Raw genomic sequence first — 17,310 nt, 5'->3', positions numbered from 1 at the left:
GACGAGATGGCACCATATCGGGCGTGGACACCCCCGACGATGACGTGATGACGCTCGCCCGCGAGGCCGGGCCGATTACGTCGTTGGGCGAGGACGAGGTCCCGCAGTGGCTGGACTTCCCGGCGGTCGTGGCGGATCTCGCCGACGACGGGGTCTCGGCCCCGGAGCCCTTCGTCGAGGGCCTGCGGACGGTGGTCGAGGAGGCGGCGGATCGCGGTCTCGACCTCAAGGTGGTCTACACAGAGGCCCCGGCGGCGGTCTACACGGACGCACGCGACGTGGCGACGTTTCTCAACGAGGAGTACGAGGGCACGATCCTCGTCCGCACGCCCGCCTTCATCGGCAGCTCCAGCGACACGATCCCGCGGCACCGGCTCGAGGCGGGCCAGGACGACGCGTGGGAGGAGTTCGACCCCGTCGCCTCCGCCGCGGTCTTCGCGCACAAGGTCACGGCGCCGACCCCGCCATGGGGGGCCGTGACGGCGGTGACCCTTGTGTTGGCCGTGGTGGCAATCGTCGCCTTCGCGGTGGCGCTGCGCCGCCGCACTCGCTGATCGGCCACCGGGCGCGGAGCTGCCCGGCGACACGCCGCGTGCCAGTGCTGTGAAAATAGTTACAGCAGTGTATTTTGCCGCCCGATGTTTCACATGTGTTCGCTGTGACTTACGGTGCTTAAGGAACCATCGGTTCTTCCGAGGCGGTATCGAACTCCAGTGGCGCAGGGGAAGGCATCACCGGAGCCCGCGCCGCCCCGGTCACGCGTCCCGTCGTGCGGGGCGCGCGGTCAGCCGCACCCCGGTGCGGTCAGCGGAAGGTGAAACGTGGAGCCTGAGCATTCGTCCCGCCGTGCCCCGGTGGCACGGCCACCGAAGAGCCCGTCGAGGGCGGCAGGTCGAGCGGCCCTGGCCGCGGCGCTCGTGTTGGGAACGGCCTCCGGGCTGCTGCACCCCCCGGCCGCGGGTGCGCAGGGGGTCTCCGCCGTCGCCCCGGGCGACATCTCCGGTCTTATCCGGGCCGTCGCCGACGCCACGGCGAGGCTGGACGGCACCCGCGAGTCGATCGCGGTCAAGCGCGAGGGCGTGAACAAGACCCTCGTCGATCTCCAGATGGCCCGGATCGACCTCGATCGCGCGATCGTCGAGGCCGACCGCACGTCCGTCGAGCGCGCGCAGGCCGACTCCGGGGTCGAGTCCGCCCGCAGCACACTCGACGACTACTCGCGGCTGCTGCACCGCCAGGGCACGGCGCCCGGCACCGCGTCGGCGATCCTCGACCCGGGCGGGCCCGGCGAGGCCGGCCTGCGCCAGGAGTACCTCCGTCGCGCGGCGGCCGACCAGCGTCACGTGGTCGGCGAGATGGTCGCCGCCGCCGACGAGGCAGCCCGCCGGGAGGCCGAGGCGGTCACCGCCCGCGACGCGGCACAGCAGCGGTACTCCGACGCCGCCGCCCGTCGCGACGCCGCCGAGTCGGAGGTGTCCCGGGTCGCCGCCGAGGTCGCCGGACTCGAGGAGCGGATCGCGGAGCTGACCCGCGAATTCGAGAACCACCGCGCCGCACTCGCGGAGTCCGGGGCCACGCCGGCGGGGCCCCCGTCGGACCCCACCTCCGGGATCGACGCCGAGGCCGAGGCGATGCGCGCCGAGGCCCTGCAGGTCCTCGCCGTCGAGCCGGAGGCGGGCGAGCAAGCCGCCGACATCGCGTCCGCCCTACCTGCACACCTCGACCTGGGCGCCGTGCGCCAGTTCGCCGGCGGCTCGTCGGACCAGGCCACCCGCGCACTCGGCGGGGCGATGGGGGGCGCGGTCGACGCGGGCAGCGTGGGTGCCGCCGTCGACGCGGGCATCCGCGGCGACACGGAGGCGATCGTGCAGCAGGTCGCCGACGCGATCGGCCGCGCCGACCTCGGGTCGATCGCCCAGGCGCCCGCGTCCCCGGGCACCGGCCACGGCGGGGACCCGGGCACGCCCTCGGGCAACGCGAGGGTGGAGACCGTCGTCAACCGCGCGCTCTCCCAGCTCGGCGTCCCGTATGCCTGGGGTGGGGGAGACGCGAACGGGCCCACGCGCGGCATCCGCGACGGCGGCGTCGCCGACAGCCACGGCGACTACAACAAGATCGGGTTCGACTGCTCCGGCCTGATGATCTACGCGTTCGCGGGCATCGGGAAGGCCCTGCCCCACTACACGGGCTACCAGTACACCGCCGGCCCGCAGTACCCGGTGGCCACCCGCCAGCGCGGCGACATGCTGTTCTGGCCCGGCCACGTGGCGCTGTACCTCGGCGACGGCAAGATGGTCGAGGCCCCGCAGTCGGGGGACGTCGTGAAGATCTCGCCCGTCCGCATGGCCGGCATCTCCCCCATGGTGGTCCGGCTGGTCTGAGCCGCGCAGCGGTACTGTCGTCCCCAGCCCGTTCGGACGGCCCGGGCGGGGCGCCCGGAACACCCGACCACGCGAAGGAGCCCTCCGCGGTGAGCGATCCCCACCCCGACCATCCGACCCCGGCCGCCGCGCCCCCCGCCGTGAGCGCCTCGACCGCCGCCGAGGACGCCCGGCTCCTCGAGCGCGCGGTCTACGAGGTCAAGAAGGTCGTGGTGGGCCAGGACCGCCTGATCGAGATGATTCTGGTCGGCCTGCTCTCTCGCGGCCACATCCTGCTCGAGGGCGTACCGGGCGTCGCCAAGACGCTGACGGTCGAGACCTTCGCCGCCGTGGTGGGCGGGAGCTTCCGCCGTCTGCAGTTCACCCCGGACCTCGTCCCGGCGGACATCGTGGGCACCCGCATCTACCGCCAGGGCCGCGAGGAGTTCGAGGTCGAGCTCGGCCCGATCCTGGCGAACTTCGTCCTGGCGGACGAGATCAACCGCGCCCCGGCGAAGGTCCAGTCGGCTCTGCTCGAGGTGATGGCGGAGGGACATGTCTCCATCGGCGGGCAGACCTTCCCCATGCCGAGCCCGTTCCTCGTGATGGCCACGCAGAACCCCATCGAGAGCGAGGGCGTCTACCAGCTGCCGGAGGCCCAGCGAGACCGCTTCCTGTTCAAGCTCGTGGTGGACTACCCGAGCCCCGAGGAGGAGCGCGAGGTCGTCTACCGGATGGGTTCCACCCCGCCGACGCCCACGCAGGTCCTCGGCGTGGACGCGCTCGTGCGGCTGCAGAACGCGGTCCGCGAGGTGTTCGTCCACCACGCGCTGGTCGACTACGTCGTCCGCGTCACCGTCGCCACCCGCGAGCCCGCCAGGCACGGACTCGAGGACGTCGCCCGGTGGCTGTCCTATGGCGCCTCACCGCGCGCCACGCTCGGTGCCGTCACCGCCGCCCGCGCCCTCGCCCTGGTGCGGGGCCGCGACTATGTCGTCCCCCAGGACGTCGTGGACGTCCTGCCGGCCGTCCTGCGCCACCGACTCGTGCTCACCTACGACGCGCTGGCCGACGAGGTCTCCGCCGACACCGTCGTCCGCCGCGTGCTCGAGGCGGTTCCCCTCCCGCAGATCAGCGCGGTCCCCGCCCAGGCCGGCCCGCCGCCGTCACGGTGACCACCGCGGACGAGGGCAGGCGCGACGACCCGGTCGACGCGTCCTCCCGCGCGGCCCTGACCCAGCTCGAGCTGCTCGTCACCCGCCGCCTCGACGGCGTCCTCAACGGCGACCACCGGGGGCTGCTGCCGGGGCCGGGCACCGAACCGGGGGAGGCTCGCGCCTACGAACCGGGCGACGACGTCCGCACGATGGACTGGTCGGTCACCGCCAGGACCACCGTTCCCCACATCAGGCAGACCATCGCGGACCGCGAGCTCGAGACCTGGCTCGTCGTCGACCTCACGCCGAGTCTCGACGTGCAGGGCCGCCACGGCGTGAAGAGGCGCCTGGTCGAGGCGGCGGTCGCGACCGTCGGGTTCCTCTCCGCCGGCGGCGGCAGCCGCGTGGGGATGGTCCTCACCGGGGACGGGAGGCCGCGGGTCCTCCCGGCCGCCGGAGGGCGCGACCACGTCCGGCGGCTCCTCGAGGAGGTCTCGCGCTCCGCGACCCGGATCTCTCCCGGGGGCGCGCTCGACGACTGCCTCCACGCGGTCCGCAACGCGTCCCGTCGCCACGGTCTCGTGGTGTTGATGTCCGACTTCCTGTCCGAGGTGGACTGGGAGCGTTCCCTGCGCGTGCTCGGTACCCGCCACGAGTTCCTCGCGGTCCACGTGGCCGACCCACTCGACATCGCCCTGCCGGCCGTCGGTGCGGCCCTCCTCCAGGATCCCGCCACTGGCGAGGTCCTGGAACTGGACGTCGACGACGCCCTCGCGGCCGACTACCGCCGCGCGGCCGGCGAACACCGCGAGCGCGTCCATTCCGCCCTGCGACGGTGCGGTGCGCCGGTCCTCGCGCTGCGCACCGACCGCGACTGGATCCGCGACGTCATCGACTTCGTGGGCATCCGGCGCCGGGGAGGGCTGCCGACCGGCGACAGCGTGACCAGGGACCTGCCCGACGACCACCGCCCGGCGGGGGAGGTGACGAGTCGATGAGCCTGTCCGAGTTCCAGCACCCGCTGTGGCTGATCCTGCTGATCGTCCCGGTCGCCCTCGCCATCGGCTACGTCATAGCGCTGCGCTCCAAGAAACGACGCACCGTCCGCTTCGGCAACTTCGGCACCCTGCGTACCGTCGACCGCCGCGGTCGCCGCTGGTTCACGCACGTCCCGGCGGTGCTCCTCGTGCTCTCCCTGCTGGCGCTCGTCGTGGCACTGGCCGGCCCACAGAGGGAACAGAAGGTCCCACGGAACCGGGCCACGGTCATGCTCGTCGTCGACGTCTCCCTGTCCATGGAGTCCACCGACGTCTCACCCTCGCGCCTCGAGGCCGCGCAGCAGGCCGCCACGACCTTCGCCAACAACCTCACCCCGGGCGTCAACCTGGGCCTCGTCTCCTACGCCGGCACCGCCTCGATGCTCGTGGCCCCCACCACCGACCGGGGTCCGGTCGTCCGCGCCGTCGACCGGCTCAGCCTCGACGAGCGCACCGCCACCGGCGAGGCCATCTACACCGCAACCCAGGCGATCACCACCTTCACCGAGAGCCTCGGCGGCCCCGACCAGGCCCCGCCCGCCCGGATCGTCCTCCTCTCCGATGGCAAGGAGACCGTCCCCGCCGACCCCACCGAGGAGCGCGGCGCGTTCACCGCCGCCGAGCGCGCGGCCGAGGCCGGGATCCCCGTCTCCACGATCTCGTTCGGCACCCTGTACGGCACCGTCGACATCCAGGGCCGACCCCAGCCGGTCCCCGTCGACGACGCCTCCCTGCGCAACATCGCCGACCTGTCCGGCGGCGACTTCTTCACGGCGTCGACCCTCGAGGAACTGGACTCGGTGTACCGCACCCTCGAGGAGCAGATCGGCTACGAGTGGAAGAAGGCCGACGCCTCGCGGCCCTGGCTCATCATCGGCTCACTACTCGCCATGACGGCGGCGGCGGGATCGCTGACCGCACACCGCCGGATCCCGTGAGGTCCGGCGGGCCGGCGGAACGCACCAGCGCCGGACCCGCCGGCCCGGCTCGCTAGGGTGGGGGCATGGTTTCCGAGAGCACGCACGGCACCACCCCGCGGACAGTCCTCGTGACCGGGGGCAACCGCGGGATCGGGCGCGCCGTCGCCACCAGGCTCCACGCCGACGGCCACAGGGTGGCCGTCACCCACCGGGGCTCCGGCGCCCCCGACGGACTGTTCGGGGTGCAGTGCGACGTCACCGACCCCGACTCGGTCGACGCCGCGTTCACCGCGGTCGAGGCCGAGTACGGGCCCGTCGAGGTGGTCGTGGCCAACGCGGGCACCACCGAGGACACCCTGCTCATGCGCATGAAGGACGAGCAGTTCACCCGCGTGCTCGACGCCAACCTCGCGGGGGCGTTCCGCGTGGCCAAGCGCGCCTCGCGCGGGATGCTGCGCGCCCGGTTCGGTCGACTGATCTTCATCGGCTCCGTCGTGGGCCAGTCCGGCACCGCCGGCCAGGTCAACTACGCCTCGTCCAAGGCCGGGCTCATCGGTATGGCCCGTTCGCTCACCCGCGAGCTGGGCTCGCGGAACATCACGGCCAACGTCGTCGCGCCGGGCTTCATCGACACCGACATGACCGCGGGGCTGGACGACAAGACGCAGGAGATGGCCGTCGCGGCCATCCCGCTCGGACGCAAGGGCTCGGCCGACGACGTGGCCGGGATCGTGAGCTTTCTCGCCGGCGACGACGCCGGCTACATCTCCGGGGCCGTGATCCCGGTCGACGGCGGAATGGGAATGGGGCACTGACATGAGCCAGACCGAGACGGACGCCACGGTCGCCTCCGGCGAGACGACCACGACCGGCGGCGGGCTGCTGGCCGGCCGGACGATTCTCGTCACGGGCGTCATCACCGACGCCTCGATCGCCTTCCACATCGCCAAGCACTGCCAGCTGCACGGCGCGAAGGTCATCCTCACCGCGTACGGTCGGCCCTCCCTCGTCAAGGCGATCGCCAAGCGCCTGCCCGAGCGCCCGCCGGTGATCGAACTGGACGTGCAGAGCGAGGACGACCTCGCGGCGCTGGCCGACCGGGTCCGCGAACACGCCGATTCGCTCGACGGCGTCGTCCACTCGATCGGGTTCGCGCCGCCCAGCTGCCTCGGGGACCCGTTCCTCGACGCACCCTGGAAGGACGTGGCCGTCGCGCTCGAGGTCTCGGCCTACTCGTACTCCGTCCTGGCCAAGGCTACCCGGCCACTGCTCAACCGGGGCGCGTCGATCATCGGCCTCGACTTCGACCCGCGGTTCTCCATGCCCTTCTACAACTGGATGTCGGTCGCCAAGAACGCGCTCGAGGCCGTCAACAGGTACGTCGCCCGCGAACTCGGCCCCGACGGCGTGCGGTCCAACCTCATCGCCGCCGGCCCCGTCAAGACCCTCGCGGCCAAGGCGATCGCCGGCGAGGCCCTCGGCCCCGGCGGCGAGCTGGACAGGATGCAGGACGAGTGGGACCGGCGGGCGCCGCTCGGCTGGGACGTGGACGACCCCACCTCGGTGGCGACGACGGCCGTCGCCCTGCTCTCCGACCTCATGGCCGCCACGACCGGCACCGTCATCTACGCCGACGGCGGCGCCGGGACCGTTTCCTTCAGCGGACAGGAGTGATCTGAATGACCGCATCGACCGACGCCCCCTCCACCCCGGACGCCACCTCGGGGCAGGTGGACGCCCTGCTGGTGCTCTCGTTCGGCGGCCCCGAGGGCCAGGACGACGTCATCCCGTTCCTCGAGAACGTCACTCGCGGCCGTGGGATCCCGCGCGAGCGCCTCGAGGAGGTGGCCACGCACTACCGGCACCTTGGCGGTCGCAGCCCCATCAACGACCTCAACCGCGAGATCATCGCCAACGTCGAGGCCGAACTGGCGGACCGCGGCCGCGACCTGCCCGTGTACTTCGGCAACCGCAACTGGACGCCGATGGCCGAGGACACCGTCCGACAGATGGTCGCGGACGGGGTCCGCAAGTCCGCCGTCTTCGCCACCTCCGCGTGGGGCGGGTACTCCGGCTGCGCGCAGTACCAGGAGGACATCGCCCGCGCCCGCGAGCAGGTCGAGGGCGCGCCCACGATGGTGCGGCTCCGTCAGTTCTACGATCACCCGCTGTTCATCGAGCGGTTCGCCTCCGACCTGCGGGAGGCGATCGCCTCCGCCGCCCCGGGGGCCCGGGTGATCTTCACCGCCCACTCCGTGCCCACGTCCGCGGACGAGGCGGCCGGGCCGCCGTCCCTCGGGGGCCACCTCTACAGCCGTCAGGTCGCCGAGGCGTCGCGCCTCGTCGCCGAGGCGGCGGGCGTCGCCGACTACGACCTGGTCTGGCAGTCCCGCTCCGGCCCGCCGAGCGTGCCGTGGCTCGAGCCGGACGTCGTGGACCACGTGAGCGAGCTGGCCACCTCGCAGGGCGTCACCGACGTGGTGATCGTCCCGATCGGATTCATCTCCGATCACGTCGAGGTCGTCTGGGACCTGGACACCGAGCTCATCGACGAAGTCCGCGAGCTGGGGGTCACGGTCACGCGGTGCGCCACGCCGGGGCCGAGCCGTGAGTTCGCCCGGATGGTGCTCGAGCTCCTCGACGAGGTCGAGACGGGCTCCGCTCAGGACCGCCCCGGTTCCGTTCCCGCCCTCGGACGGAACCGCGACGGCGCCCGCTGCGCCCTCGGCTGCTGCGGGGGCTGACGGCCGCCGCACCCCGCCCTGCGGGGGCGCGCCCGGGTGCCGGCCCCCGCGGGGCTGACCGACTAGCGCGCCCGGAGGGCGGCGTCACCGGCCGCGGCCACTGCGGACCGTCGCGCCGCGTCCTTGACCGCGATCAGACGTCGCAGCACCGGCTCGCGCGCGGCCGGGTCAGCGCCGACGTCCGGCTGGGACAGGGCGACGGCGATGATGGCCTCGACCCGGTCGATCCGGTCGACCAGCTCCACCACCCGCGAGGGGAGCCCGGCGGGCAGCCGGGTGACGTGGCTATGGATGTCCACGCGCGCGCTCGGGCCGGTCCGCACCGCGGTCCGTTCGATGAGTTCGGCGGCGTCCATGACAGCGCTGCCGAGCTCGGCCAGCGCCTCGGACGGGCCCGCCGGCTGGGGTACCACCGGACAGTCGAGCACCCCGCGCGCCCGCCAGCGCAGCACGTCCGGATGGGGTTGCGCACAGGTCAGGCACACCGCCTCGCGTGAGGCGGGGTCGCGGACGAGCACGCCCCAGCCGGCGTCGGCCACATCCGCCCGGACCGAGGGGATCGGAGGCAGGCTCGACGAGTCGCCGGGCGCGGTCGTGAGCAGGGACAGGACCTCGGGCGCCGGGTGCTCACAGCCGGCGCGCCGCAGTGTGGTGACCAGGTCCGGCAGCAGACCCGTGGGTCCGCCGGCGGGGGAGAGCCCGTCCAGCATCCGCACCGACTCGCCGACGATGTCGAGCAGATGGGACCCGGCGAGGCCGGACACGTACCCGGTCAGGTCGTCAAAGGGTTGATCCGCCCACGCGGTCCGGAGCAGGTGGAGGGGCAGCGGCCACGCCGGGGACAGCACGGAGTCACGGGTGAGGGGTCGGGACATGACGATCGATCTTACCGACGGTGCGCCGCCGATACCCCCGGCGCGACTGCGGCTACGGTGTCTGGCCATGGCAGACATGTACGGCTCCGACATCCTGTCCGGGACGGCGCGGCGGCGCCGCCCGGAGGTCCCCGTCGTCGACGCCGAGCGGGACCTGGTGGTGGAGGACGCCGAGTCCGGGTTCTGCGGTGCGGTGGTGGGTTTCGACCGGAGTTACGACGGCGAGTTCGTCAAACTCGAGGACCGGCACGGTCGGGTCCGCCTCTTCGCGATGACGCCCTCGGCGTTTCTCATCGACGGCTCGCCGGTGACTCTGCGCAAGCCGGCTCCGGCCGCCCGGCGGGGGCCCGCGGTCACGGCCTCGGGGTCGCGGAAGGTCGAGGGCCTGCGCGCCCGCACGGCCCGGGCGGGCCGCATCTGGGTGGAGGGCATCCACGACGCCGCTCTGGTCGAAAAGATCTGGGGCCACGACCTGCGCGTCGAGGGCGTGGTCGTGGAGCCGCTCCACGGCATCGACGATCTGGCCGCGCTGGTCGCCGAGTTCGGACCCACGCCTTCGGCGCGCCTCGGTGTGCTCGTGGATCACCTGGTCGAGGGCAGCAAGGAGTCGAGGATCGTCGCCGGTCTGGGGCAGAACGTCCTGGTCACCGGCCACCCGTACGTCGACATCTGGCAGGCGGTGAAGCCGTCCGCGGTGGGTATCCGCGAGTGGCCCGTGGTGCCACGCGGCGAGGACTGGAAGACGGGGATCTGCCGGCGACTGGGCTGGGGCGAGCCCGCCGACGGGTTCCGTCGGGTGCTGGCGTCGGTGAGCTCCTACCGTGACATCGAGCCGGCGCTGCTCGGCGCGGTGGAGCGGCTGGTGGATTTCGTCACCGAGCCGACCTGACCGGCAACCGGGCGTCGAGGACCATCCCCACGAGTCCGACGGCGGCGAACCCGACCGTCGCCCACAGCGCGGCCGCACCGTCGCCGGACGTGAGCGAGTCGCCCAGCAGGATCGCGGCGACGGTCCCCGGGGCGCTGCCGATCACCGTGGCCGCGATGAACTGCGGGTAGGGGATCGAGGTGAGGGCGGCGGCATAGTTCACCACGGAGAACGGCGCGGCGGGCACCAGTCGCAGGCTCCCCACGGACAGCCATCCGCGTCGACGGAGTCGGGCGTCCACGGCGGCCACGCGGGGGTGCGCCCGAAGCGTGGCCGTCCGTTCGTGACCGAGCCGCCGTACCGCGACGAACGCCAGTGTCGCCGCGACGCCGGTGGCGACCAGGGACCACGGGATCGCCACGGCGGGCGCGAACAGCACGGCCGCCGAGTAGGTGAACGTCGAGCGGGGGATCGGCGCGACGGTGACGACGGCATAGGCGGCGAAGAACGCCACGGGGAACCACGGCCCGAGCTGCCCGGACCAGTCACGCAGCTGCTCCAGGCCCGGCGTCGGCACGAAGGTCGCGACCAGTACGACGAGTGCTACGGCCCCCACCCACCCGATCACCCGTCCCCGCACGCGGATGACTGTAGTCCCCGCGCACCGGCCGGCCCGTCCGGCGTGTAGACGTACCTCTTCACCTGCGTGCGGGCCTGCGGGTATGGCCGTATTCCCTCTGCGAACGGGGCTCGACTAGAGTCCGACGGTGACCCCCTTCACTCCACACGAGAACGAGGTACCGGTGACCAGTCCGACCACAGGTCCTGACCTTCACTCCTGGTACGCCTCTGTGGGAGCCGTCCTCGCGAAGGCCGCCCGCAAGGATCCCGCCGACATGCCGGAGGACGCGTGGCGCGCCCTCGTGGCCACCACCCGGGACGGCATCGAGATCAACCCGCTCTACACCCGGGTCGACGAGATCGCCGAGCGCCCCGCACCGGGGCAGTTCCCGTTCGTCCGCGGCGGGGACCGGTCGGGCCTGCCCGAGAGCGGCTGGCACGTCAGCGCCCGCGTCGAGGCGACGAGCGAGGCCTCCGAGGTCAACACCGAGGTCCTGGACCTGCTGAACCAGGGCGTCTCGGCACTCTGGCTGTCCGTGCCCGCCGCGGACCTCGCAGGGGTCCTCAAGGACGTCTACCTGGACCTGGCCCCGGTCACCTTCGACTCGGAAGCCGACCTCGAGGAGGTCGCCGGCGCGTTCCTGGGCCTGCTCGACCAGCGCCGTTCGGCCGGTGACGGGGTCGCCGACCGAGCCGCGGTCATCGCCGACCTGGGCGCCGCCCCGGTCACCGCCGGCTACGCCGGTACCGACTCGATCGGGCTCGAGGCCGCGGTCACGCTCGCCGCCCGGATGTCCGAGCGTGAGGAGACCATCCGGACCTTCGTTGCCGACGGCACGGTCTTCCACGACGACGGTGCCGGGGACGCCCAGGAGCTGGCCTACGCGGTGGCCGCGGGGCTCGAGTACGTGCGCGCGCTCGTCTCGGCGGGTGTGCCCACCGCGGCCGCGCTGCGCCAGGTCTCCTTCCGGCTGGCCGCGACCGACGACCAGTTCGCCTCGATCGCCAAGTTCCGCGCCGGCCGCCTCATGTGGGCCCGGGTCGCCGAGCTGCTGGACGCCCCGGAGGCCGGCGGCGCACCGCAGCACGCCGTGACCTCCGCCGCCATGATGTCGCGCCGCGACCCGTGGGTGAACATGCTGCGCACGACCCTCGCCGCGTTCGGCGCCGGCGTGGGCGGGGCTACCTCCGTGACGGTCCTGCCCTTCGACGCCTCCGTTCCCGGCGGGCTCGAGAGCACCTCCCGCTCGTTCGCCGGGCGCATGGCCCGCAACACCCAGCTTCTGCTCCTCGAGGAGTCCCACCTGGGCCACGTCGTCGACCCGGCGGGCGGCTCCTGGTACGTCGAGTCGCTCACCGACTCCCTCGCGGACGCCGCGTGGTCCGCCCTGCAGACCATCGAGGCCGAGGGCGGCCTGGTCGCGGCGATCGAGTCGGGGACCGTCCGCGAGGCGATCGCGCGGGTCCGCGAGGCCCGCGACAACGACATCGCGCACCGCACGGCGCCCGTCACGGGCGTGTCCGAGTTCCCGAACCTCGCGGAGCAGCCGCTCGACGCCTCCCGGCGAGGAGGCGACGCCTACCGGTACGGCCGCGCGTTCGAGGACCTGCGTGACCGCTCCGACGCGCACCTGGAGGCGACCGGGTCCCGGCCGACCGTCCTGCTGGCGGGTCTGGGCCCGCAGGCCGAGACGACGCCGCGCGTGACGTTCGTGGCCAACCTGCTCGCCGCCGGTGGTATCGAGGCCCGCAACCCGGGTGTCACCGAGGCCGGCCAGTACGCCGACGCCCGCGAGGGTGAGGACATCGCCGTGTTGTGCGGCGCCGACAAGCGCTACGCCACCGAGGGGGAGGCGCCGTGCGCGCACTCCGCGACGCGGGCGTGTCGACCGTCTACCTCGCCGGCGCGGAGAAGGGCTTCCCGGTGGACGCCACCGACCGCCCGGACGGCTACCTGGCGCTCGGCATCGACGCCGTCGCAGCCCTGACCACCCTCCTCGACCAGCTGGGAGTGAAGTGACATGACGACCTTCCCCGATTTCAGCACCGCCTCCCTCCGCGACACCGACGGCCCGGACGTCGAGGCGGCCGCCGTGGCGGTCGAGGACGGCATCGCCGCCGACGCGCACTGGGAGACGCCCGAGGGTATCGACGTCAAGCGCGTCTACACCAAGGCCGACCGTGACGCCGTCGAGGCCGGCACCGCCCCGACCGACGACGGCGAGGAGGTCACGCCCTTCCCGTTGGACACCGTGCCCGGTGCGGCTCCGTTCCTCCGCGGGCCGTACCCGTCGATGTACGTGAACCAGCCGTGGACCATCCGCCAGTACGCGGGCTTCTCCACCGCCGCCGAGTCCAACGCCTTCTACCGGCGCAACCTCGCCGCCGGGCAGAAGGGCCTGTCCGTGGCGTTCGACCTCGCCACCCACCGCGGTTACGACTCCGACCATCCGCGCGTGGCCGGTGACGTGGGCATGGCCGGCGTGGCGATCGACTCGATCCTCGACATGCGGGAGCTGTTCGACGGCATCGACCTCTCGTCGGTGTCGGTGTCGATGACCATGAACGGCGCGGTCCTGCCGATCCTGGCGTTCTACGTGGTCGCGGCCGAGGAGCAGGGGGTGACGCCGGAGCAGCTCGCGGGGACCATCCAGAACGACATCCTCAAGGAGTTCATGGTCCGCAACACCTACATCTATCCGCCCAAGCCGTCCATGCGGATCATCTCGGACATCTTCGCCTACACCTCGCAGAAGATGCCGCGATTCAACTCCATCTCGATCTCCGGGTACCACATCCAGGAGGCCGGTGCGACGGCCGATCTCGAGCTGGCGTACACGCTGGCCGACGGCGTCGAGTACCTGCGCGCCGGGCTGGACGCGGGCCTCGACATCGACAAGTTCGCCCCCCGGTTGTCGTTCTTCTGGGCTATCGGCATGAACTTCTCCATGGAGATCGCCAAGCTGCGCGCCGGTCGTCTGCTGTGGAGCGAGCTGGTCGAGAAGTTCGGGCCGAAGAACCCCAAGTCCAAGTCCCTGCGTACGCACTCGCAGACGTCGGGCTGGTCCCTGACGGCCCAGGACGTGTTCAACAACGTCGCCCGCACGTGCATCGAGGCCATGGCCTCCACGCAGGGCCACACGCAGTCGCTGCACACCAACGCCCTCGACGAGGCGCTCGCCCTGCCGACCGACTTCTCCGCGCGCATCGCCCGCAACACCCAGCTGCTGCTGCAGCAGGAGTCGGGCACGACCCGCCCGATCGACCCGTGGGCCGGCTCGTACTACATCGAGTGGCTCACGGCGCAGCTCGCCGACAAGGCCCGTCTCCACCTGCTGGAGATCGAGGAGGCCGGCGGCATGGCTCAGGCCATCGGCGAGGGCATCCCCAAGCTGCGCATCGAGGAGGCCGCGGCCCGCACGCAGGCGCGCATCGACTCCGGGCGCCAGCCGGTCATCGGCGTGAACAAGTACGTCGTCACCGAGGACCAGGAGATCGAGGTCCTCAAGGTCGACAACTCGCGCGTGCGCACCGAGCAGCTCGCCAAGCTGGAGAAGCTGCGGGCCGAGCGTGACGAGGACGCCTGCCAGGCCGCCCTCGCGCGGCTGACGGAGGCCGCCTCCGGTGGCCCCAGCAGCGACCCGGAGAACAACCTCCTCGCGCTGGCGATCGACGCCGCCCGGGCCCACGCCAGCATCGGCGAGATCTCCGACGCGCTGGAGAAGGTCTACGGTCGTCACAAGGCCGAGATCAAGACCCTGTCCGGTGTGTACCGGCAGGAGGTCACCAAGGAGGGCGCCGTGGACAACGTCACCCGGGCCATGCGGATGGCCGACGCGTTCGCCGAGCAGGACGGGCGCCGCCCGCGCATCCTGCTGGCCAAGATGGGCCAGGACGGCCACGACCGCGGCCAGAAGGTCGTCGGCACCGCGTTCGCCGACCTCGGCTTCGACGTGGACATGGGCCCGCTGTTCCAGACGCCGGAGGAGGTGGCCCAGCAGGCCGCCGACGCCGACGTCCACGTGGTGGGCGTGTCCTCGCTCGCGGCCGGGCACCTCACGCTCGTGCCGGCGCTGCGCTCGGCTCTGGCCGAGGTCGGCCGCGAGGACATCATGGTCACCGTCGGCGGCGTCATCCCGCCCGGTGACTTCCAGGAGCTCTACGACGCCGGCGCCGCCGCGATCTACCCGCCCGGCACGGTCATCGCCGAGGCCGCCATCGGGTTGCTCGAGACCCTCGCCGGTGAGCTCGGCTACGACCTCCCGTCGGCGGCCGCCGACGCCGCGGAGGCCTGATCGGACGTGGCGGGGCTCGGCTCAGGACCCGACCCCGCGGGGTCGGGCAATCTCTCGGGCAGTCTGTCGACGACGGCGGGCACCGGATCGGTACGCGGTCCGGTGCCCTCTGCGGCCGGTCCGCGCCCGCGTCGGGAGATCGACGTCGACGCGCTGCTCGAGGGGGTTCTGAAGGATCGCCGGCCCGTCCTCGCCCGGGCGATCACGCTGCTGGAGTCCACCAATCCGGCTCACCGTGAGAAGGCCCAGCAGCTGCTCCTGGGGGCCCTGCCGCACGCCGGCGGCGCCCTGAGGATCGGCATCACGGGCGTTCCCGGGGTCGGCAAGTCGACGTTCATCGAGTCCTTCGGCCTGTACCTGGTGGAGCAGGGTCACAAGGTGGCGGTCCTCGCCGTCGACCCGTCCTCCACCCGCACCGGGGGCTCGATCCTCGGCGACAAGACCCGCATGGCCACCCTCTCCACCGAGCCGCGGGCCTACATCCGGCCCTCTCCGACCTCCGGCACGCTCGGCGGCGTCGCGAAGGCGACGCGGGAGACGATGGTCCTGCTCGAGGCCGCCGGTTTCGACGTCATCCTCGTCGAGACGGTCGGCGTGGGCCAGTCCGAGGTGACCGTGTCCGGCATGGTCGACTGCTTCACCTTCCTCACGCTCGCGCGGACGGGTGACCAGCTGCAGGGCATCAAGAAGGGTGTCCTCGAACTCGCGGACGTGGTGGCCGTCAACAAGGCCGACGGGCCGCACGTCAAGGACGCCCAGCGGGCCGCACGCGAGCTGGGCGCCGCGCTGCGCCTGGTCAGGCCCGCTGATGCGGTGTGGAAGGTCCCCGTCCTGACGATGTCCGGCCTCGAGGGCGAGGGCCTCGACGGCTTCTGGGACACGGTCCGGAAGCACCAGGAGACGATGGCCGAGATCGGCGAGGTCGAGGCGCGCCGCGCTCGCCAGCAGGTCGACTGGACCTGGTCGATGGTGCACGAGACCCTCATGGCACGCCTGGCCGCCGACCCCGACGTCAAGAGGGTGGCGCCCGAGGTCGAGCAGCAGGTCCGCGACGGCACGCTCACGGCGGCGCTCGCCGCACAGGCGATCATCGACGCCTTCGACTCCTGACCGATCGCGGCGAGCCCGCGCCACGCGGCGTCGAACGGCGCGGTCAGACGTCCCACCACCGCTTCTCTAGATACCCGCGCTCGGCGTCGTTGAGGGCGAGCTCGTGGGCTCGTGACCACGCCTCGCGAGCCTCCTCGGACCTGCCGAGCATCTCGAGCGTGACCGCGCGGGCCTCGTGGAACGGGTGATGCCGCCGGAGCGCGGGGTCGGAGGACAGGGCGTCGAGTTCGGCGATCCCGACCGCCGGCCCGTCGCGGCGTCCGCGGGCCACCGCCCTGCCCAGACTAACAGTCGGACCTGGCGCGATGCCGGCCAGGACGTCGTACAACACGGCGATCTGGGCCCAGTCGGTGGTGTCGAAGGTCGTGGCCTCGGCATGCACGGCCGCGATGGCCGCCTGGACGGCGTACGGCCCCGGCCCGCCGGATGCGGCCTCGCGGGCCAGCGTCAGCCCCTCGGCGAGGAGGAGCGGGTCCCAGGTCGCACGATCCTGCTCTCCCAGCGGGACGGGCATCCCGCCGGAATCGGTGCGGGCGGGCGCCCGCGCCTGGGTCAGCAGCATCAGGGCCAGTAGACCCGTCACCTCTCCGACCCCCGGCAGGAGCCGGTGGACGATCCGGGCCAATCGGATGGCCTCCGCCGTCAGCTCCGACCTGATGTGGTCCGTGCCCTCGGTCGCCGCGTACCCCTCCGTGTAGATCAGGTAGACGACGGCCAGCACGCCGGGAAGGCGGCGGGGGAGTTCAGACGCCTCGGGGACGCGCACCGGGATGCGGGTGACCCGCATCCGCTTCTTAGCGCGCACCAGTCGCTGCTGCATCGTGGCGACCGGCACCAGGAACGCCTGGGCGATCTCCACCGTGGTCAACCCGGCCAGGTACCGCAGGCACAACACCACCTGCTCCTCGACTTTCAGGGTGGGGTGGCAGCAGGCGAAGAAGAGCTCGAGTCGGTCATCCGGGATCTCGTCGGGATCAGCGGGGGAGAGCGACGCGGCGGGCGGGCGCCGCCGGTCCTGCTCCACCTTGAGGCGTGCGAGCCTCTCGGTGAGGGCGCGCTCCCGACGTAGCCGGTCGATCGCCTTGCGCGTGGCCGTGGTCATGAGCCAGGCGAGCGGGCGGTCCGGTACGCCGGTCCGCGGCCAGGACTCCGCCGCGGCGACGAAGGCGTCCTGGGCGGCGTCCTCCGCGAGGTCCGGGTCGCCGAACCGAGACATCAGTGCCGCGAGCAGCCGCGCGCGCTCCTCATGTCTGATCCGAACCAGCGCGTCGGAGGCCGCCGGGCGCTCGACGGTCACGGCGGGGCCCCGGTTCCGCTCGCCGC

General features: G+C 72.6%; 14 protein-coding genes and 1 pseudogene. 12 read left to right on the top strand and 3 right to left on the bottom strand.

The features are described 5' to 3' along the window. Positions 1-23 precede the first annotated feature (23 nt). From A6035_RS08060 to A6035_RS08025, 8 genes are all read left to right on the top strand, one after another. Positions 24-554, top strand: a complete 531-nt coding sequence (locus A6035_RS08060; RefSeq protein WP_108847359.1) for an Rv1476 family membrane protein — start codon at positions 24-26, stop codon at positions 552-554. A 300-nt stretch (positions 555-854) separates the two neighbouring features. Beyond that, positions 855-2,381 (top strand): NlpC/P60 family protein, encoded by a 1,527-nt coding sequence (locus A6035_RS18660; RefSeq protein WP_244192576.1) that lies wholly within the window; start codon positions 855-857, stop codon positions 2,379-2,381. A gap of 89 nt (positions 2,382-2,470) precedes the next feature. Next, entirely contained in the window at positions 2,471-3,535 is a 1,065-nt protein-coding gene (locus A6035_RS08050; protein ID WP_200836414.1) for an AAA family ATPase, read from the top strand. Then, a complete protein-coding gene (locus A6035_RS08045) occupies positions 3,532-4,515 on the top strand; it encodes a DUF58 domain-containing protein (protein ID WP_108847358.1) in 984 nt (327 codons plus the stop codon). Before A6035_RS08050 ends, A6035_RS08045 begins: the two co-directional genes overlap by 4 nt. Further along, the gene (locus A6035_RS08040; protein ID WP_108847357.1) at positions 4,512-5,492 is read left to right on the top strand and encodes a VWA domain-containing protein; all 981 of its coding nucleotides are present in this window, start codon (positions 4,512-4,514) and stop codon (positions 5,490-5,492) included. Before A6035_RS08045 ends, A6035_RS08040 begins: the two co-directional genes overlap by 4 nt. A gap of 65 nt (positions 5,493-5,557) precedes the next feature. Beyond that, on the top strand, positions 5,558-6,289 hold the full coding sequence (gene fabG1 / locus A6035_RS08035) for a 3-oxoacyl-ACP reductase FabG1 (protein ID WP_108847356.1): 732 nt from the start codon (positions 5,558-5,560) through the stop codon (positions 6,287-6,289). 1 nt (position 6,290) lies between these two features. Continuing rightward, positions 6,291-7,148: an NADH-dependent enoyl-ACP reductase InhA gene (gene inhA, locus A6035_RS08030; protein WP_108847355.1), complete on the top strand. Its 858-nt coding sequence runs from the start codon at positions 6,291-6,293 to the stop codon at positions 7,146-7,148. A 5-nt stretch (positions 7,149-7,153) separates the two neighbouring features. Next, entirely contained in the window at positions 7,154-8,218 is a 1,065-nt protein-coding gene (locus A6035_RS08025) for a ferrochelatase (RefSeq protein ID WP_108847354.1), read from the top strand. 62 nt (positions 8,219-8,280) lie between these two features. Here A6035_RS08025 and A6035_RS08020 read toward each other — a convergent pair whose 3' ends face one another. Further along, the gene (locus A6035_RS08020) at positions 8,281-9,093 is read right to left on the bottom strand and encodes a hypothetical protein (RefSeq protein ID WP_108847353.1); all 813 of its coding nucleotides are present in this window, start codon (positions 9,091-9,093) and stop codon (positions 8,281-8,283) included. 76 nt (positions 9,094-9,169) lie between these two features. Here A6035_RS08020 and A6035_RS08015 point away from each other — a divergent pair, with 76 nt between their 5' ends. Further along, the gene (locus A6035_RS08015) at positions 9,170-9,982 is read left to right on the top strand and encodes a DUF3097 domain-containing protein (RefSeq protein WP_108849146.1); all 813 of its coding nucleotides are present in this window, start codon (positions 9,170-9,172) and stop codon (positions 9,980-9,982) included. Here the strand turns inward: A6035_RS08015 and A6035_RS08010 are convergent. Next, positions 9,966-10,601, bottom strand: coding sequence for a TVP38/TMEM64 family protein (locus A6035_RS08010; protein WP_235026620.1), 636 nt, complete (start codon positions 10,599-10,601; stop codon positions 9,966-9,968). The genes A6035_RS08015 and A6035_RS08010 overlap by 17 nt on opposite strands. Positions 10,602-10,764: 163 nt before the next feature. Here A6035_RS08010 and A6035_RS08005 point away from each other — a divergent pair. The 3 genes and pseudogenes from A6035_RS08005 to meaB all read left to right on the top strand — a co-directional run bounded on the left by A6035_RS08005 (position 10,765) and on the right by meaB (position 15,987). Next, positions 10,765-12,602, top strand: a pseudogene (locus tag A6035_RS08005) (methylmalonyl-CoA mutase family protein). 1 nt (position 12,603) lies between these two features. Beyond that, complete coding sequence (gene scpA / locus A6035_RS08000) at positions 12,604-14,877, top strand: methylmalonyl-CoA mutase (RefSeq protein ID WP_108847351.1); 2,274 nt, start codon at positions 12,604-12,606, stop codon at positions 14,875-14,877. Positions 14,878-14,979: 102 nt separating this feature from the next. Further along, positions 14,980-15,987 carry a methylmalonyl Co-A mutase-associated GTPase MeaB gene (gene meaB / locus A6035_RS07995; protein ID WP_108847350.1) on the top strand — a complete coding sequence of 336 codons (1,008 nt, stop codon included), beginning with the start codon at positions 14,980-14,982 and terminating at the stop codon, positions 15,985-15,987. A gap of 43 nt (positions 15,988-16,030) precedes the next feature. On the opposite strand, the gene A6035_RS07990 is transcribed toward meaB, so the two are convergent. Next, positions 16,031-17,284 carry an RNA polymerase sigma factor gene (locus A6035_RS07990; RefSeq protein WP_108847349.1) on the bottom strand — a complete coding sequence of 418 codons (1,254 nt, stop codon included), beginning with the start codon at positions 17,282-17,284 and terminating at the stop codon, positions 16,031-16,033. Positions 17,285-17,310 lie beyond the last annotated feature (26 nt).

The sequence above is a fragment of the Dietzia lutea genome, from assembly GCF_003096075.1.
GTDB classification, from domain to species: Bacteria; Actinomycetota; Actinomycetes; order Mycobacteriales; family Mycobacteriaceae; genus Dietzia; species Dietzia lutea.
The sequence above is the reverse complement of the archived record's forward strand: the minus strand, read 5'-3'. Positions and strand labels throughout refer to the sequence as shown.